We start from the raw sequence: 19,365 nt of genomic DNA on the forward strand, positions 1-19,365 counted from the left end.
CTAAAGCTATCTCTAGTAAGGACACGAAAGGAAGCGATTACAAATGACTTCAAAGTTATTTGCTTTAGATATCGGTACACGCTCTGTAGTTGGCATTATTTTGGAAGAGCGAGATCAGCATTTTCACGTTGCTGATATGGTTATTAAAGAACATAAAGAGCGGGCAATGGTAGATGGCCAAATACATAATGTACTCTACGTAGCAGATTTGATAACTGAAATTAAACAGGTGTTAGAAGAAAAGCATGGTCCTTTAACAAAAGTAAGCGTTGCAGCAGCAGGTCGTGCCTTAAAAACAGAGCAGGCAAGCATTACGATTAATATAAAAAACCGTCCTATTTTTACGGAGGAAGACATTAATCGCTTAGAGCTTCAAGCTGTACAACAGGCGCAGCAACAATTGCTACAACATAAAGAAGATGCGAAGGCTAGCCACTATTATTGTGTTGGTTATTCGGTATTATATTACAAATTAGATGATGAAGAAATTGGCAGCCTATTAGACCAACAAGGCGACATGGCAACAATAGAAGTTATTGCAACGTTTTTACCTCGCGTTGTTGTAGAGTCGCTGTTAGCAGCATTAAAGCGTGCAGATTTAGAAATGGAGGCCCTGACGTTAGAGCCGATTGCAGCAATTAACGTACTTATTCCTTCTACGATGCGCCGTTTAAATGTTGCACTTGTCGATATAGGTGCTGGTACTTCGGATATCGCCATTACTGATAAAGGGACAATTATTGCTTATGGCATGGTGCCAACAGCTGGCGATGAGATTACCGAGGCATTAAGCGACCATTATTTATTAGATTTCCCAGTTGCAGAGGCTGCAAAGCGCCAGCTACATACAGCAGATAGTGATATACTTATTCAGGATATTTTAGGCTTTGACCAATATTTGCCTCACGAAGAAGTAATACAAGCGATTTATCCATCTATTACATCGTTAGCAAATGCGATTGGAACAGAGATTTTACGCTTGAACAACCAAGTAGCCCCAAAAGCAGTAATGCTCGTCGGAGGTGGTAGCCTGACACCAAAATTAACAGTCGAGCTTGGCAAAGTGCTAGAATTACCAGAAAATCGCGTTGCGGTTCGCGGCATAGACGCTATTCAAAATTTAACAAAAGAACCATCTATTCCGGTAACACCAGAGCTTGTAACACCAATAGGCATCGCAATTGCGGCAAAGAAAACACCGATTCAATACATGACGGTAACAGTGAATGAGCAAATTGTACGCTTATTTGAACTGAAAGAGATGACGATAGCCGATGCGTTTTTAGCGGCAAATATTCGAGCAAAGCAGCTTTATGGTAAGCCGGGTCATGCCCTATCCATAACGGTGAATAATCAAGCAATTTTCATTGCCGGAGAGCATGGTCAGCCTGCCCAAATTTTATTAAATGGTACGCCAGCCTCTACAAAATCTTCCATCAAAAATGGCGATACAATCACGCTTATTGAAGGACAAGATGGGCAAGCTGCAACTGCCCTTGTACAAGATATTGTAGATACTGCACTTTCAAAAAATATATCAATTAATAACATTCCTTATACTGTAAAGCCTAAAGTTTATATAAATACGAAGATTGCGACATTTGACCAAGCTTTACAAGATCGAGATATTGTAGATATTTCAATAATAGAAACGGCAGAGGATGTTTTAAAGCAGACAAATAATGTAGATTTACTGGAGCAATTGCGCTCCTATGTCGTTCATATCGATGGACAGCCCCTCTATTTACCAATGTTTTCATCCGAATTATTAATTAACGGAAAACCAAGTAAAACCCATTATCCTGTAAATGATGGTGACCGACTAGCATTTACACAAAATGCTTTGCCTACTGTGCAAACATTGGCAAATCATTTAGATTTATTATTAGAGGATCGAATGCTAGTGACATTTCAGGGAGAACGCATTGAGCTCGTAAAAATCGTACGCGAAATGACGGTGAACGGTGCTGTACTCTCTCCACAGGCTACTGTACCAAATGGTGCGACGATTAAAGTGAATGCCCTTGAGCACAGCCCATGGATTTTTCAAGATGTATTCCGCTTTTCAAACTGGCAACTTCCAGCACAAGCGAAAGGTGGCTTTACCATTTTAAGAAATGGTATCCCTTCTTCCTTCGATGCAGAAATTTTCGGTGGCGATACATTGGAAATTAAATTTACTTAAAAAAAAAGAGTTATCCGAAAAGTCTATTTTGTTTTGACACCGCATTGAAATCAATGTTTTCATCACTTCCCTTTTACTGAAGGATAACGCTGCTAAAGCCAATGTTCATCCCATTTTTAAAAGAGGCGTTCCCTGCTTATCCCGTATTAACAAATTTGTTTGCGACGAGTAACCGCAGGAGCAGGCTGTACTTTTGCGATGAGTAACCGCAGAGCACAGACCCCCACTTCAAAACAGCAGATAAAAACAAGATGTTTAAGTGGGGGTCTTACAGCCTGTAAAAACTAAGAATGAGGCCAACACGATGTTGGTCACACAAGCGTTTTCGCAGGATGCGAAGATTCTAGCTTGTGTTCCTCTATCACCAATCAGTGGGGGTGTGCGAAGCCCCCCACTGATTGAAGGTTCACTTTATATGAATCAACATTTTGCGAAACATCATCGCTACTGTCCAAAATGCCGGCTATGCACGGCTTTTTGGACAGCCCCTTCGCTTTTGGCACATAAAGCTGTGATTGTCGCTATTCTCGTCGCAAAGAAGCTGGGACAAAAAGAAAAAATGTTAGACCGCAATCTAGTTGGTCTAACATTTTTTTGATTTAAGACGGAATATTTAACTCCATAAAGCTGAAAAATTGTTATCTATTTTCGGCATTTTTTGAAATAATAAAGTTATGTCCCTGCCTCTTTTTAGAGGCTAGAAACACCGCATTACGCTTCCACTAAAAGCGCCCTTAAATTGATGACGGACGAGCGATTTCAGACATATTTTCAATCGGGTCTTCCTGTGTAGCTGGTTCCACTACTGCATTTATTAATTCTTCAAGTGGTTCTTCGCCTTCAGAAGACACTGTACCATCATCAAAGACATTTGGTGCTTTTGCTGTTTTTGCCTTTACTTTATCTACTAAATTTGTCGATTGCTCTTTTAATTGGCTCGATAGCTGAACTGTTTTTTCCTTCGCTGTAGAGGAAAGCTCTACACCTCGGTCACGTAATGTTACAGCCTGTGTCGCCACAGCTCCACGTAAATCACGACCAGATTTTGGAGCTAATAATAAGCCAGCGGCCGCACCGACAATGCCTCCTACCAATGCGCCGATAATAAAGTCTTTCATATTTACTGTTTCCTCACCGTAAATGTCTTCGTTTCTAGTCGTATATACTTGTGGTAAGTTCGTCATTTTTTGCTCTGTCATTGTATATCAATCCTTTCATTATTTTTTAGGCTTGGCATTTACACCATCTACAGTATAAACTGTCACATCATCTGGATTAATCGCTTTACGCTGGCGCCATTTATCAGCAATCCCCATCGCAACATTACTCCACTGAACAACTTGGGCTATTTTTTCTTCATTTTTTGTTACTTCAGAAGAAATAGAATTTGTAATGCGCTGTACAGATTCATTTAAACCATTTACTGAATCCCCTACACCTTTCACAGCATTGACAACAGTATTCAGCTTTTCTGCTTTTTCCGTAATATCATCAGCAAGCGAATTTGTTTTTGTTAACAGCGATGTCGTTTCACGTGTGATTCCTTCCATCTGCCCTTCAATACCTGCTACTGTTCCTGCGATATTGTTTAATGTTGTTTTCACTGAAAATAATGTCATACCGATGCTTACACATAAAAATAAAAAACCGATTGCCGCGACTAATGCAGCGATATAAAGTACGACTACCATGAAAATGACCTCCTATAGCTAGTTATATTTCTGATTCGACAAACATTTCAAAAATCCTGCCTATTATATGGGATAAAATTATACTTTTTGTAACAATTGCTCAAATGCTGTTTGATATTTATTAACATCCCCAGCTCCCATAAAGAGCAATACAGCTCCCTCATGCTCTTTAAGCTGTTGGATTGTATCTAGTTCTAGCACTTTGCTTCCTTCAACTAGCTGCACTAAAGCATCAATTGTTAGAGCGCCTAATTGCTCACGCGCTGAACCAAAAATATCACATAAATATACTGCATCTGCATCGTCTAAACTATCCGCAAATTGTTGTAAAAATGTTTGAGTGCGCGTAAATGTATGCGGTTGAAATACCGCAACAATTTGTCTTTCAGGATATTTTTGTCTTGCTGCCTGCAATGTTGCCGCAATTTCAGTTGGATGATGTGCATAATCATCTACAAGTACTGTATTCCCGATAATCGTTTCTGTAAAACGTCTTTTTACACCTGCATATGTGTCCAAACGCTCCTGAATAACATCTGTCGGTATGCCTTCATAGTGACAAAGAGAAATAACAGCCAATGCATTTAATATTGCATGGTCACCAAATTGTGGAATAAAGAACGTTGCATAAAATTCATTGCGCACATACACTTCGAATTCTGTGCCTTCTGTTGTCTTAACAACGTTGCGCGCTGCAAAGTCGTTTTCAGCATCAAAGCCATAATAAACAACAGGTACTTGTGCCTGAATGCGCTGCAATTGCTCATCATCTCCACAAGCAATAATTGCTTTCTTCACTTGCATCGCTAACGATTGAAAGGCATCGAACACATCGTCAACACTCGCAAAATAATCTGGATGGTCAAAGTCTATATTTGTCATTACTGCATAATCTGGATTATACGCTAAAAAATGGCGTCGATATTCACATGCCTCCATAACGAAATACTTTGCATTTTCCATTCCTGCCCCTGTTCCGTCTCCTATTAGGTAAGACGTTGGCATATAGCCGCCAATAACATGGCTCATTAGGCCCGTTGTAGATGTTTTTCCATGTGAGCCTGTAATAGCAATAGATGTATAATGATTGCTATAATCCCCTAAAAATTTATGATAACGAACAACTTCTACACCTAGCTCACGTGCGCGTATAAGCTCAGGATGGTCATCAGGAAATGCATTTCCTGCAATAACTGTCATTCCTTGCTCAATATTATTTGCATCAAATGATAAAATGGTAATTCCTCTATCGCGTAATGGTTTTTCAGTAAAGTAATATGTTTCTACATCCGAACCTTGAACTTGTTCACCAGAATCAAAAAGAATTTGAGCTAATGGACTCATACCAGAGCCTTTAATACCTGTAAAATGATAACGTGTCATGTTGAAACCTCCTAGGATACAGCGATCCTGTTTAAAATTGCAAAAATTTATATGTTCAAGTAGGGTGAAGATTGAAGCTCAATCAATAACAGACCTCTCCATGCGCATAGCATCTATATAATGGGCGTTATATCGGTAGAAAAACAATGAACTCATCTTCTCTCCTTCACCTAAAACTTTGTATTCGCATCCTGCTGCTACCCGCAGCAAATAATGTCTATAGCTGTCACTACAAAGTAATTATTATCTGTTATAGTGAAAAATACTAATTTATTATAGCATTAAATATGTAGAACAATAAATGAACGACTATTCTAATTTTTTCTACATTTATAACAACTAGAACTGTTCAACGTCCTTCAGCAAAGTTTTCACTCATCCAGCGTAGTTTGTTGATAGAAGAACACAGGCTAAAGACTTTACATTCTATGAAAACGCTTGTGTAATCAACATCAAGTTTGCCACATTCGATTTTTACAGGCTGTTGACCACACTTAAACTTCTAGTTTTAATATGGGAATCCTACAGCCTGTTAATACGGAAAAAGCTTCATTCAACTAACTTTTTTGAACAATCTTCTGCTAAATTGTAGTAAATTATCAGAATTGTTTCGGTGCCTGGCACTTTTATAAGTTTTCTAAATCAGATTCTGTGATGAAAGATTCTCGTGGCTTACTTCCTCTCTGCTCTGACACAAAACCATGCTTCTCTAACATTTCTATCAGCCTTGCTGCTCGATTATAGCCGATATGATATTTGCGTTGGATTGACGATGTAGAAACAGCTCCCTGCTCATAAACAAAGCGACATACTTCTTCAAAAAGTTCATCCTGTGCCTCAATCGTTTCAACTTTCTTTAATAGCTCCTCTTGCTCAAAAATATAATCAGGCTGTCCTTGGCTACGCACGTAACGAATTACTTCCTCAATCTCGTCATCTGTTACAAATGTCCCTTGAATACGCTGTGGTGCTGACATGCCATTTCCTAAATACAGCATATCTCCACGCCCAAGCAAACGTTCTGCTCCTTGTATATCAAGAATCGTACGTGAGTCAATTTGTGATGATACCGCAAATGCAATACGCGTTGGAATATTGGCCTTAATTAAGCCTGTAATGACATCTACAGAAGGACGCTGTGTCGCTACAATTAAGTGAATACCACATGCGCGGGCCTTCTGAGCAATACGGCAAATGGCATCCTCTACATCTGTAGGTGCCATCATCATTAAATCGGCTAATTCATCAATCACAATTAATAAATATGGAAGCTTTTGAGCGTATTGTCCATTTGCCTCTGCTATCGCATTGAAACGTGTTATATCACGTACTTCTGCATGCATAAATAGCTGATAGCGACGCTCCATTTCCTCAACTGCCCATTTTAAAGCTGCCGCTGCTGCCTTCACATCTGTAATAACAGGGCTAACTAAATGAGGAATATGATTAAATGGTGCTAGCTCCACCATTTTTGGGTCGATTAGCATAAGCTTTAATTCATTTGGATCTGCTTTATATAATAGACTAACCAAAATTGAGTTAATACAAACAGATTTTCCAGAGCCAGTAGCACCTGCAATTAAGCCATGTGGCATTTTTCGCAAATCTAATGTAACTGGCTTACCAGTTAAATCTAAACCAAGTGCCGCCTCCATTGGCGATTCTGATTCTTTAAAGGCTACGCTATTCGTTACCTCCGATAAACGGACAGCACGGGAAATTAAATTCGGTATTTCAATACCAATCGTGCGCTTTCCGGGAATTGGAGCTTGAATTCGAATATCCTTCGCCGCTAACGCTAGCTTTAAGTCATCAGCTAAGTTGCGAATTTTACTTACCTTCGTGCCTTGCCCAATCGTAATTTCAAATTGTGTTACAGCCGGTCCTTGCATAATTGATTCGACCTGCGCAGTCACTTGATGATAAGAAAGCGCCTCTACTAATGCCTCCGCTTGTTGCTCCATCCAATCATAATCTTCCGTTTTTTGCTCAGCAGGCGCTAAAAATGTGGTAGAAGGTTTTTCATAGTGCGACTTTGGCTGAGCAGCAGTAACTGTTTTCTCTTGCAGCATCGGCGTTTCCTTTACTGCAGCAGTAGCTTTAGCAGGTGACTGCTCCTCCGTTTGATTTTTTACTTCATGCGCGGTTTCAACAGTCTTTACTTGTTGTTGTAATGCCATTTCAGTTGGCTGCTTTTCTTGAACTAGAGTAGCTGTAACTTGCTGTTCATGCTCTTCTTTCACCATTTTCATTTCTTGCTGTTGTAGATGTTGTTTAACAAATTCCTTTGCAAGCTGCTTTTGCTTATCAGACTTTAACATTAAAACATTAAATGGCAAACGGCTGCCACCTGTTTCAATAGCACCTTCCTCTGATGGCGGCGCTTGCTCCACATGCAATTGACCGATATGGATTGTTGAGTTTTCAATTTTTAAATTTTCCACCTTCAATTCACTTAGCAAATCAAACTCATCCTGCTCATCCATAATAGGCGGTTGCTCTATATCCTTATAATCAGATGTATTCAAATCTACTGGCTGTGGTGCTTGACCATCCTCTAATATTTCAATCGTTGATAAAGATGAGGCCTCAAATGTTGCTGTTAACTCTTGTGCTTGTGGGATTTCTTCGATGAACGGCGCTTCGGTGAATTGTGGCGCTGACGCCGATTGCTCCTCTGGCACAATCGGTTTTGCAAGTTCTTCATCTTTCTTCGGCAACAATTGTTCAATCGGCTTAGGCTTACCAAAACCGTAAACGGGCGATGGTACATCAGTTGGTATAAAGCGTTTACGATTTTGTAAAGGACTAACCGTTGTTTGCTTTGGCTCATTTTTCTCACGAGATTTTGTAGGCGTTAAAAAATCTTTTTCTTCTCTCAAAGAATTATTACGCCGTCCCTGCGGCTGACTACGAAAAACATTGACCTGTCCTTTGTTTTTTTGTCTGCGCGCTAATAGTTCGCGAATACCTGATACCTCTACATCATAAATCTCCTGCTGCTCCTCTCGTAAATGCCTTGGCAACTCAAATGTTGACTGGTCTATTTCTATATTGTCCATTTGACGTTGCTGCATCGCTTGAGGCGCTGGTTTTTTTTCGATTAACTCCTCATCTGCAATAAGGGGGAAACGGAAGGTTGTCTTTTTCATTTGCGGCTGTTGCGTAAACTGCTCGTTTTGCTCAACCTCTTGCTCGTACTCATCATATTCCTCATCTGTATATAAAATTTTATTTATTTGCTTTTTAAACCAATTCATATGCTCACTCTTTTCTTTAAAAAAAACTCATTATTTTAGAAAATAGAATACTAAAAGCATACCATATTTTAAGCCATTGAGGCAGAGTTTACGCAGTGCAAATAGGGAAATATTAAGAGAAAGGGAGGTTTATCGACTTGTTGAAAGATGATTCACAATTAGATGAAAGAAAAAACACGTTTTACCTTGTTCTTTTTAATTTTAAAATGTGTGTTTTTAAGCCTTTGTTGAATAATTCATTTTGAGGTGAGGTTAGCCTTAGGCAAAAATAAAGGCTGTTTGAAAAGAGAATACCTTTTCAAACAGCCTCTAAAATTTTAGCGCGTTGGAATTTCAAACGCTGAACCTACTTCAACATCTTCCGCCAATACTAAAATTCCCTTTTCAGAAGGCGCATTTGGAATTTCTAGCTCACGTGCTGAGCATAGCATACCAAATGAATCTACCCCGCGTAAATTTCCTTCTTTAATGAGTAAACCTGAAGGCATAACTGCACCAATTTTTGCAACAACTACTTTTTGTCCCGCTTCTACATTCGGTGCACCACAAACGATTTGCAGTGTTTCATCGCCTACATTTACTTTACAAACACTTAATTTATCAGCATTTGGATGCTTCTCCTTCGTTTCTACATAACCGACAACGAATTTTGGTGAAAAATCCACATCTAATGATAATGTGACATTATTTGCTGTTAATGCAGCTTCGATTTTTTCCACAAGCTCTGGCGTTAGCTCTACAATGCCTCTTGCTGTCAGCTCGATATATTTGCTGGCATTAAATAAGTTGAATGCCTTTACTTCCCCTGTTGCTTCTTCTTTTAATAAAGCTACATCGCCTTGTCTGTCCACTACTGTTGTAATAATTTTCTCTGTTGCTAGTTGTACTAAAAGCACATCACCAACATGCTCTTTGTTATATGCTACATTCATTTTTTCTCTTGCTCCTTTTTTACTTTGTTTTTTGCGAGAATAAAAATTGGCTCTAAATTGCCCTCATCATAAATAAACGATAAAGATGTGATAGGTACCGCTCCTACAGAAAAGAAGTGCATCGTCATCTGCGCCAATACATCATACCCTACTTCATTGCGAATATCACCTATTATTAGCACATCCTGATGCGGCACAGATACGGTCATATCGCCTTCAATTTGCGCGGCCATCTCCTTTAAAAACTGGTCGTTTAAAATACGACTTGCATCATAACCATCGTTATGATTGACAAAATAAAATATACTGCCTGCTACCTCATCTTTTTTCGTTGCGGTCGGCAATTTTTTCACTGAAAAGCGTGCAATCTCTCGCACTTGCTCCGCTGTAACGCCAAGCTTTTCTAGCATTGCTTCATCAATTAAACGATACGTTGTTCCTAAATCAAGTGCATAAAAAATTCGCGTTTCCGCCGTATGTTCTGTCGTTATGAATGAGTGCCCGTCCTTGGACTTTTTCGGAAATGAGCCTGAACGAATAATTGGGTAAACCGCAGACAATTGCTCAAAACCTACCTCCTGCTCCTGTAGCATTGCTGCAAATGTTTGTTCAATTGTATAGACAACCTCATCGATTGCCGCCTGTTTTTTCGTCGTATACTTCGCTAATATTTCAGACAACGAAATATCCATCCCACGCTGCAATACTTTATGCTGTAAACGCACTTTATCTGTCTCTTTATCATAAGACCAATCAAAAAGCTCCTCACCAAGCTGTTTTTTTAATGTTTCTACAAGTTCTGGAGATTTCACATTTGTCCCTCCTTTTAAATAAAGTGAACCTTCCCTCAGTGTTTTTTCATCCTCCACTGATTGGTCGTTTCATCAATCGGTTTTTTCTAGGTTGTTTGTTCCACACTCCAATATTTCTTTACATATTATTTTGAAGCCTAGGGATTTATAGCCTGTTAATACGGGATAAACCGATATTATTATAACAAAAAAGAGCGCCCTGCTGTAGCATTTGGACGCTTTATCAAAACCATCCCAGCAGATTTTTAGCAAGCTTGGCTTCAAAACCTGTGGCATTTACTTAGGCTTATTTTAATTCTCAATCAAAATAAATATCGTTATTTTGTAATTTGTACAGAACGAACAATTTGCATCATTGTATGTAGCTTTTCTTCGATTTTGCGATCTTCAGAAAGCGTCGTCATTTTAATACCGCCACTACTCACGATTAACTCATACTGTTTGTCATCAAGCTGAACAACTGCTGAAAAACCAAATTCATTCGTTGTTTCAATTTCTTGTGATTTCACAATATTTTTCGTTTCATCGGCAATGAGATTGTCATAATGCAACTTGCTGTCTTCTTGTTCATTCGTATTGACAAATAATATATAAGAATCTTTATCTTTAGTTAAAATGTAGTTCATTTCATTTGCACCTTGCTCTACCGTATAGGATTTTGGTACAAACAATTCGATTGAACCAATTGTTGTGTTAGGTGCTTCAGCACTTTCCTGAAAAATTGTTTCAGCGCTTGCCACCCCAACTTCAATTTGCTCCTGCACTGACTTGCCACAGCCTGTTAGCGTAAATGCAAGCGTCGTAATTGCAAGGCCATGAAGCCATTTGCGATTCATACAAATTCCCTCACTTTCTATTACAGCATATATTGTAATTTATTTTGAGGTAAATGTGCAAATACATTGCTTATTTCCTATCCAAATACATTATTTGACCGACCAACAATGTTACGATATGCTCAAACATTTGTTGGCGATTTATTAAATTATTCGTAAAAATACCAATTGCGCCTTCATTGTGACGGGTATTTTCCTTCTTTGCAAAAGCATCCATTACTGGTCCGAGCTCTTTCCCTGCTCGTACCTCGCTTGCTACTGACCTAGGTAAAACAAATTGTGCCCCTGCACTACTAATAACAGTTCCATCCTTCAATGCAACTGCTCCCCAATTGCAGCAGTACAGCTCTTCACCTACTGGCTGCACACCGCCTTCTAAGCCAAAACCCCAATCTGCCTCTGTTTGTTGCAAAGTATTTTTTGCGCGGTTAATCGCCCCTTGTCGTGTTTCTTCAGCAGACAAAGGCTGTGCTGCTACGCCTGATTCTACATTTAGATGAACAAAATTTGCCTGCGGAAAATAAGTGTGAATCACCTTTTCTACCGCATTCGTTTTTGCTTTATTTTGTGTGCCAATTGCTACTAACAACGCCATCATCTCCTATTTATTTTCTTTATTAAGGAAATACTTCTTGTACGAAAAAAAATCAGTTTTTACGTTTACTGCGGTTTACATGAGTAGGGCTAAAATATGTAAAGCTATCAGGAAGTAGATTTCCCGATAGCTCGTTTATTAAACATTAGCTTTAATTGTTTCTAGTGTAGTGTTGTCGACTGATTTAACAAGCTTCACTAATAGTTCTTTCGCTGCCGCATAATCATCGACATGGATAATTGATGAAGATGTATGAATGTAGCGAGAGCATATGCCAATAACTGCTGATGGTACACCGTTTAATTGTATGTGAACTTTACCAGCATCTGTGCCACCACCCGGTGATACGAAATATTGGTATGGAATCTTGTTTGATTCAGCTGTATCTAATACAAATTCACGCATGCCACGGTGAGTAATCATTGTACGATCGAAAATACGTACTAGCGCACCTTGCCCTAATTGACCAAATTGCGATTTATCACCAGATGTATCGTTAGCAGGTGATGCATCTAAAGCAAAAAACAGGTCTGGTTGAATCATATTGGCAGAAACACCAGCGCCGCGCAAACCTACCTCCTCCATTACATTCGCACCTGAATATAAATGATTTGTTAGCTGCTCATCTTTTAATTCTTTTAATAATTCAATTGCTAAACCGCAACCATAACGATTATCCCAAGCTTTCGCCATAATTTTTTTCGGATTAGCCATCGGTGTGAATGGGCATACAGGGATAATAGATTGTCCCGGACGAACGCCCATTGACTCTGCATCTTCCTTAGAATCAGCACCAATATCAATCAGCATGTTTTTCATATCCATCGGCTTTGCACGCTCCGCATCTGTTAATAAATGCGGTGGTACAGAAGCGATAACCCCCGGAATTTCACGGTCTTTTGTATAAAGTGTTACACGTTGTGCTAGCATTACTTGATTCCACCAGCCACCTAGTGTTTGGAAGCGAATGAGTCCATTATCAGTAATCGATGTGACCATAAATGCGACCTCATCCATATGTCCTGCCACTAAAATTTTTGGTGCATCCGCTTGTGTAGATTTACGAACACCAAAAATTCCACCTAAATTGTCTTGAATAACCTCATCCGCATATTTTTCAAGCTCGCTGCGCATAAAATTACGTACTGCACGCTCATTTCCGGGTGCTCCCGGAAGCTCTGTTAATGTTTTGAAAAGCTGCATTGTTTCTTGATTCACTTATGATACACTCCCCTTGTTAATTTACGCATCTATTATAACATAAAGTAAAAGTATTTCGCCCTTCGAATTTTCTATTTTTTACACGCTCTTTTATATGTGATAAAGTTAGAGCAAGGAGGGAATAAAGATGAAATTGAGAGATTTTGTTTTAGGGGTAGCGACGGGATTAGCAGCAGCAATTATTATTAAAGAGGTAAGTGAACGCGTCGATCCTTACTTATCAGCAGATACAGTATTACAGCAAATTAAGGCTGAATTTAAAAAAGAAGCACCTATTGATGGCTCATGGGTGTTTATGAAAGTAGAAGAGTTTAACAACGGATTTACAACTGCTCCTGTTTATCGCGGTGGCATTTCACGCATGATGGACGGCGAAATGGAATCATTTGAATTCGCAGCAGACGCCCGCTCGGGTGCGGTTTTAGAGCTGACGAAGCTATAAATATAAAAGTCGCATGAAACCAAATCATAAGTGCTGATTTCATGCGATTTTTGTCTTCTATAACAAATCATTTTATTCATACAATCTTTTTACATAATCCCCTGTTTCTGCATTTACTATATAGACAGATGTATCTGTGTATATATAATACATACCTTCTTGCCCTTTTGGAAAATCACCTTTATTATATCGGGTTGTCTCCCCAGTCGTCCGCTCAATCATTTCACGAGCTTCAGCATATGTATAATTAGGTAATTTATAAAAAGCTATAGCGGCTATTAGTAAAATCGCAACAGGATAGAGTATTAATAATAGGTTAGGTAATTTACTAATGTTGGAGGATTTTAAAAAAATCACTATACAAAATAAGACAAGAGCTAGAATTAAATTGGCCAACCATGAATTTGTTGGTGATGCGACAAATTCATATTGTTTTCCTACATAAAACAAAGCTATTGCTAACATAATATGAACGATTAATATAATTAATATGATACTTTTCTTCACGCACATCACCTTCCATAATAGGCTATGCTCCATCCATTACACTTGCGCGAACTTCTCTAAACTAATGAATCAAAAAATCATTTTATTTTGACAAAGCATTGAAATAAAGGTTCTCATTACCTCTCTTTATCGAAAACAAACACCGCCGAAGTCAGTGTTCATCACATCTTTAAAAGAGGCACTATCTATTTATTTTTGGATAGCCCCCCTCTTTTCAAAAAAACCACTCACTATATTAATAAACAAACATTTTATAATAACGGCAAACAACAGCGCCCAAAATGCCGGCTACTGCACGGCATTTTGGGCGCCTCTGTTATTTAAACTGAATCACTGCCTCATTACTGCGCTTTAAGCTGTCAACAACTTCCTTGCCTGTTGCGTCCCATTGAAGCATACGGTAATAGGCATCGTGATAGAAAATGAATTTATAGCCATTTTCTAATGCTTCCTTCATCAGCTTTTCCTTGGCAAACACGCTCGTCATTGGGTAGTCATCATATGCAAGCACCCATAGTGGATTTTGATGTGCGTGTGTTGGCATAATGTCTGCCATATGTAGGAGCACATCGCCATTTTGCTCTAGGCGAATAATGGCATGACCATCACTATGACCACCTGTGTGCACCATTTTTAAGCCCGGTGCTACTTCTAGCTCCCCTTCGAACGTTTTCACTAAATGTTGAATAGGCTCCCAGTTTTCCTTCCAATAGGTGTTGCGCGAACGAATATTTGGATTACGCATCTCATCCCATTCGATTTGCGTCGTGTAAATCGTTGCATTTGGGAATACCGGAACAAGCTGCTCCCCCTCCCAGCGTGTTAAACCACCCGCATGGTCGAAATGTAAATGCGTCATTAAAATAACGTCAATATCCTCTGGCTTCATGCCGAGCTCAGCTAAGCTTGTTTCCAATGTTGACTGCTCGGAAACACCAAAGTTGCGCAGCTGCTTTTCCGTTAACTTGCCTGCACCTACACCCGAATCAATTAAATAATTTTTACCTTCGTATTGAATTAAAATGGGCTCACATGCAAGCTCAATTTGATTTAGCTCATTAACAGGGTATTTGCGCGACCAGAGCGCTCTTGGTACGACCCCGAACATTGCTCCTCCATCTAAAGCTGTTACCCCACCATTTAACCAAAATAGTTTCATATTATGAAATACATATTGATCCATCATTTCTCCCCCTAATTCAAAAATTAAAATAGCTGCAATCAACGGGTGTATGCCTAATACAAGGCATTTCACCTTACAAAAACAAGCTAATATTTATATAAGCAACACATTATTAGCTGTTTAGAATAAGGATATCGCTACTCCGCACCAACCGCAGTGAAGATTATCGTTTATAAGTTATATTTTCAATAAATCATGCTCCAACTTGCTTGCGAAACTGACACTCTAAACGATAAATAGGCTGCCCCTTTGCCGAAAACTTTTCCTCGTACTCTGTCATCACATTATCCTCTGGCATATTTGCATGCAAATCGAGAGAGACGTAGTTTAATGCCATACCGTAAGCATTCATGCTCACTAAGGAGTACTCGAATAAGCCACGATTATCTGTTTTAAAATGAATTTCCCCTCGCTCAATTAAAACATTTTCGTAAATTGCTAAAAAACTTTCATGTGTTAAACGGCGCTTCGCATGGCGTGCTTTTGGCCATGGGTCTGAAAAGTTCAAATAAACACGATTAACATCGCCTTTGGCAAAATAGTCTTGTAATTTCGCACCATTTACTTTTAATAGACGTAAATTAGCAGGCTTGTCGGCTTCAACAATGCGCTCAAGTGCACTAACAATCACGCTATCATATAGCTCGATTCCGATATAATTAATATTTGGATTTTGTAACGCCATACCTAGCACGAACTGTCCTTTGCCCGTTCCGACTTCGATATGAATCGGATGGTCATTGCCAAATACATTTGACCAATCGCCCTTATGCTGCTCTGGATTTGGCAAAATGACATCTGGATGCGCATGAATAAATTCTTCTGCCCACGGTTTGTTTCTTAATCTCACTTACTTTTCCTCATTTCTTTATTACATCTTTTCTATGCTACAAAGTTCCTAGCCTATGTTTTTCAATACAGCAATCCGAAAAATTGTCGCGGACTGAAGATTCACTTTATTATAACTGATTCACTTATTTTTTGTCGCATACCAGCTTAATGGCTCAATGTGAAACTGCATTTGCTTGTTTGGCTCTGTTAATATTTCCCCATCCGCATGACAAGGCAGCTCTGCCTTATGTGTGAATTGAATTTTTTGCCCCGTAAGCTGTATTACTTCCCGTAAACGAATATGCGTACCCGAAAAAATCGTAACAAACAAAAATAATAATTTTATTGCTGATATATTATGTACAACAATTACCTCAAGCATTTGATCATCGGTTTCCGATGCTGGTGAAAGCTTCATACCCCCACCGAAGTAGGGCTGATTGCATACTGTCGCAAACCAAACATTGTGAATATGATGTCGTTCTCCATCTACAAGTATTTCTAATTCGAACGGTTTAAAAATAAATAATTCTTTAATTAAAAAGTAGATATAGCTTAATTTACCGAGCCCCATTTTGCCGAGCTGCCTTTTCAAAGTTGAGTCATTGGCAACTTTGGCAACCGCCGCATCAAAGCCAATGCCGCAATTATTCATAAAGGCGTGCTCCTTTTGCAATTTGACAACACCACAGTCATGCTGCCTTCTTGCAGGCTGCTGTACAAAGTCTATCAACTGCTCAACCGTTTGGAAAGTAGGATAAGTTCTAGCATAATCATTGCCAGAGCCTCCCGCCATCACGCCAATCGTTATCCATTCACAATGGAGCACACCGTTTATGACCTCGTGAATTGTCCCATCTCCTCCAATAATAACAATACAAGTCGGTCGTTGCTGTTTTTTTGTCTGCTGTGCAATTTCTTGTGCAATTTTAAAGCCATGCCCTCTATAGTCTGTTGTATGTAGTATGTAAGGAATATTTAAAGCAGGTTGCCAACTTCGCCAACGCTTAAGCCCTCTGCCACTACCTGCATAGGCATTCAAAATAATATGGAGCTGCATTATTCGTCATCCTTTTTTTGCTCGCTCCATATATCCCGATGAAACGATGTAGTTTGACCAATCGCTAATATCGACTGTGCAGCTCGAATTTGCATATGCTTCATCGGTGAAACCGTCCGCTTTATTTGTTGAAGCCACCCTGCATATTTACGCTTATCAATAAACTGCACACCATGAACAGCGCCTGGATAATCAAAATAGCCATTGCGCGAAAGCAGCACTTTACGTATCGGCATGTCTACGCTTGCTTGCTCAAAAAGTTGCTTAACCAATGTTTCCATGCGATTTAATCGAATAAAAGGATTAAGTGTTTTTTTATCTTGCTTCCCTACCTTTTTAACCCAAAAACGTTCGCTACCGCCGACATAAACAGCTTGATTTTCTTCCTCCACTACCGTAATACAAACACATTCAACAGGCGTAATCACAATGACCTCTAACTCGATTGGCGCTTTTTTCACACGTAAAATTGGGTAATAAAACACGAAATAGTTATCTGGTAAGTCTTGTAATAATGTGCGTAGTAACGTGTCACGCATATACTTAGGATCAACATATGATTTTTCACGCAATGTCGAGCTAGCCCACTTCATTTGAAAATGGAAAAATTGGTCCATAAACATGCGCTTTAATTCCTCTAATGTTTGTGGATTATAAACGATGTTTGGTTCAAAAAACAGCGTTGTTTCCTCGTCTAAAAATTCGTCATCCGCTACTACTTCGTCAGTCGCAGGCTCCTCTATGATTTGCTTTTTTTGAGGGAAAAATTTCTTTAAAAATGCGAACCTCGATTTCTCATTTTCAACGACATCCTCAGTCGTATCAACATGCTCCCACTGCTGGTTTAATTCACCGCCTGTTTCCCATTGGTGTTTGATGCGCTCCCATTGTACTTTTTTCAAGCGAACAAACTGTGTAGGATAGCGCGTTAAATCTATTTCATAGCGAGATATATAATCTTGTATTTTTACTAATTGAGCCATCGCGAAACACTCTCCATCTACTTGCTTTCGTAGTATCTATTGTACATGAATCGCCAGCAAAAAAATATAAGTTTGTCTAAAAGCTGGCGAGCACACCGCTATATTGAAATATTATCCCATGCGTGTTGATTAGCCTTTCTTTTACATAGAATACTTAACAATTCGTTAATTTCCATTGCGGGGGCGGCTTGTCGCCGAAATGAAAGTTTACTTTGCGATGAGTAGTCGTAGGAGCATCCTGCTCTTCACGCCAATCAACAAGTAAATCCTTTATTAACAGTGTGCTCCACACTTAAACATATCATTTGCGTTAAATATATCCTATGGTGGATATGCTGTTAACCCTATGCTCGCTACTCAATCTAGTAAGATAAGGAATATTGCTTTTGATTATTATAAGGTAATAAAAAACGTCTGAAAAGCAATGCCTTAGCACGCTTTTCAGACGTTCTATTTAGATTGAAACTGGTGCTGGAATTTTTGTCTCAAACTGCGCTTGCAATTTGCGTGTCCATGCACCTACTTGACCACCATTAATTTGCTGACCATCAATATCGATAACTGGTGTCACCTCTGAAGTTGTCGAGGCAATAAAAACCTCATCCATCGCTAGAAGCTGTTGCTTTGTCATCGCTTGCTCCTGCACAGGTAAGCCAATTTCCTGCGCACATTGTAAAACAACATGACGTGTAATTCCTTTTAAAATGAAGTTATTCGCTGGATGTGTGTGTAATACACCATCCTTCACACCGAAAACATTTGTTGATGAGCCCTCTGTCACCGTTTCAGCTCGGTGTAAAATAGCCTCATAGCAGCCTTTTTCAAATGCTTCTTGCTTTGCTAATACCGCCCCTAATAAATTCAATGATTTAATATCGCAGCGTAGCCAGCGAATATCCTCTACAAAGGTTGCCTTCACACCGTTTTCTAAGTTAGTGAATGGACGTGATGTTTCCACTGCTGTCCCTGTTAAGACAGGCACTACGTCAGCACTTGGGAAAATATGATTACGCGCGGAAGCGCCACGTGTAATTTGAAAATAAATATGACCGTTATTAATCTCATTTGCCTCTACTAGCTCATGCAATAACTGGTGCAATTTATGCTTCGTATAAGGAATCGTCAAACGAATTTCTTCAGCGCTTACATAAAAGCGATCAATATGCTCTTGCGCCGTGAACAATTGCCCATTATACACTTTAATTACCTCATAAATTCCGTCCCCAAACTGATAACCACGGTCCTCTTTATGAATAACAACTTCCTCATCTGTAACGATGCGATCATTTAATAAACTATACCCCATCATATATACCTCTTCTCCACTTTATTCCGTATTAACAATTAGTAAATCTTCTATCCACACGCTGACTTCCAGCAAAAGATAAATGAATAAAACCTTAAAATCAATAAACATATACATTAACTAAAAACCCCATACTTG

The 19,365-nt window shown here is 39.2% G+C and carries 17 protein-coding genes; 2 read left to right on the forward strand and 15 right to left on the reverse strand.

Annotated elements, in window-relative coordinates:
- Positions 1 to 43 precede the first annotated feature (43 nt).
- The gene (locus tag C9J36_RS10185) at positions 44 to 2,185 is read left to right on the forward strand and encodes a cell division protein FtsA (protein WP_107943000.1); all 2,142 of its coding nucleotides are present in this window, start codon (positions 44 to 46) and stop codon (positions 2,183 to 2,185) included.
- Between the two features lie 734 nt (positions 2,186 to 2,919).
- Here C9J36_RS10185 and C9J36_RS10195 read toward each other — a convergent pair.
- The 9 genes from C9J36_RS10195 to C9J36_RS10235 all read right to left on the reverse strand — a co-directional run bounded on the left by C9J36_RS10195 (position 2,920) and on the right by C9J36_RS10235 (position 12,912).
- Positions 2,920 to 3,384, reverse strand: coding sequence for a YtxH domain-containing protein (locus C9J36_RS10195; RefSeq protein ID WP_201261909.1), 465 nt, complete (start codon positions 3,382 to 3,384; stop codon positions 2,920 to 2,922).
- 18 nt (positions 3,385 to 3,402) lie between these two features.
- Positions 3,403 to 3,876 carry a DUF948 domain-containing protein gene (locus C9J36_RS10200; RefSeq protein ID WP_066161907.1) on the reverse strand — a complete coding sequence of 158 codons (474 nt, stop codon included), beginning with the start codon at positions 3,874 to 3,876 and terminating at the stop codon, positions 3,403 to 3,405.
- Between the two features lie 78 nt (positions 3,877 to 3,954).
- Positions 3,955 to 5,259 (reverse strand): UDP-N-acetylmuramate--L-alanine ligase, encoded by a 1,305-nt coding sequence (murC, locus tag C9J36_RS10205; protein WP_107943002.1) that lies wholly within the window; start codon positions 5,257 to 5,259, stop codon positions 3,955 to 3,957.
- A gap of 626 nt (positions 5,260 to 5,885) precedes the next feature.
- Positions 5,886 to 8,519 carry a DNA translocase FtsK gene (locus C9J36_RS10210; protein WP_107943003.1) on the reverse strand — a complete coding sequence of 878 codons (2,634 nt, stop codon included), beginning with the start codon at positions 8,517 to 8,519 and terminating at the stop codon, positions 5,886 to 5,888.
- A gap of 317 nt (positions 8,520 to 8,836) precedes the next feature.
- Entirely contained in the window at positions 8,837 to 9,451 is a 615-nt protein-coding gene (gene ytpR, locus C9J36_RS10215) for a YtpR family tRNA-binding protein (RefSeq protein WP_066161899.1), read from the reverse strand.
- The gene (locus C9J36_RS10220) at positions 9,448 to 10,263 is read right to left on the reverse strand and encodes a DUF1444 domain-containing protein (protein WP_107943004.1); all 816 of its coding nucleotides are present in this window, start codon (positions 10,261 to 10,263) and stop codon (positions 9,448 to 9,450) included. The genes ytpR and C9J36_RS10220 overlap by 4 nt, the downstream gene beginning before the upstream one ends.
- 317 nt (positions 10,264 to 10,580) lie before the next feature.
- A complete protein-coding gene (locus tag C9J36_RS10225; protein WP_066161892.1) occupies positions 10,581 to 11,099 on the reverse strand; it encodes a hypothetical protein in 519 nt (172 codons plus the stop codon).
- Positions 11,100 to 11,169: 70 nt separating this feature from the next.
- On the reverse strand, positions 11,170 to 11,688 hold the full coding sequence (locus C9J36_RS10230) for a DUF84 family protein (protein WP_066161889.1): 519 nt from the start codon (positions 11,686 to 11,688) through the stop codon (positions 11,170 to 11,172).
- Between the two features lie 144 nt (positions 11,689 to 11,832).
- Positions 11,833 to 12,912: a M42 family metallopeptidase gene (locus tag C9J36_RS10235; protein ID WP_107943005.1), complete on the reverse strand. Its 1,080-nt coding sequence runs from the start codon at positions 12,910 to 12,912 to the stop codon at positions 11,833 to 11,835.
- A gap of 130 nt (positions 12,913 to 13,042) precedes the next feature.
- Here C9J36_RS10235 and C9J36_RS10240 point away from each other — a divergent pair, with 130 nt between their 5' ends.
- Positions 13,043 to 13,357: a peptidase M4 gene (locus C9J36_RS10240; RefSeq protein WP_066161883.1), complete on the forward strand. Its 315-nt coding sequence runs from the start codon at positions 13,043 to 13,045 to the stop codon at positions 13,355 to 13,357.
- A 72-nt stretch (positions 13,358 to 13,429) separates the two neighbouring features.
- Here the strand turns inward: C9J36_RS10240 and C9J36_RS10245 are convergent, their stop codons facing one another.
- The 6 genes from C9J36_RS10245 to dat form a co-directional block, all read right to left on the reverse strand.
- Entirely contained in the window at positions 13,430 to 13,864 is a 435-nt protein-coding gene (locus C9J36_RS10245; protein WP_107943006.1) for a hypothetical protein, read from the reverse strand.
- 316 nt (positions 13,865 to 14,180) lie between these two features.
- A complete protein-coding gene (locus C9J36_RS10250) occupies positions 14,181 to 15,047 on the reverse strand; it encodes a YtnP family quorum-quenching lactonase (protein WP_066161876.1) in 867 nt (288 codons plus the stop codon).
- A gap of 193 nt (positions 15,048 to 15,240) precedes the next feature.
- Positions 15,241 to 15,897: a tRNA (guanosine(46)-N7)-methyltransferase TrmB gene (trmB, locus tag C9J36_RS10255; protein WP_107943007.1), complete on the reverse strand. Its 657-nt coding sequence runs from the start codon at positions 15,895 to 15,897 to the stop codon at positions 15,241 to 15,243.
- Positions 15,898 to 16,017: 120 nt separating this feature from the next.
- Positions 16,018 to 16,938 carry a diacylglycerol/lipid kinase family protein gene (locus C9J36_RS10260; RefSeq protein ID WP_107943008.1) on the reverse strand — a complete coding sequence of 307 codons (921 nt, stop codon included), beginning with the start codon at positions 16,936 to 16,938 and terminating at the stop codon, positions 16,018 to 16,020.
- Positions 16,938 to 17,921 (reverse strand): NERD domain-containing protein, encoded by a 984-nt coding sequence (locus C9J36_RS10265; protein WP_107943009.1) that lies wholly within the window; start codon positions 17,919 to 17,921, stop codon positions 16,938 to 16,940. The genes C9J36_RS10260 and C9J36_RS10265 overlap by 1 nt, the downstream gene beginning before the upstream one ends.
- A 454-nt stretch (positions 17,922 to 18,375) precedes the next feature.
- Positions 18,376 to 19,227: a D-amino-acid transaminase gene (gene dat, locus C9J36_RS10270; protein WP_107943010.1), complete on the reverse strand. Its 852-nt coding sequence runs from the start codon at positions 19,225 to 19,227 to the stop codon at positions 18,376 to 18,378.
- Between the last annotated feature and the right edge of the window lie 138 nt (positions 19,228 to 19,365).

Source organism: Metasolibacillus fluoroglycofenilyticus (assembly GCF_003049645.1).
Lineage (GTDB): Bacteria > Bacillota > Bacilli > Bacillales_A > Planococcaceae > Metasolibacillus > Metasolibacillus fluoroglycofenilyticus.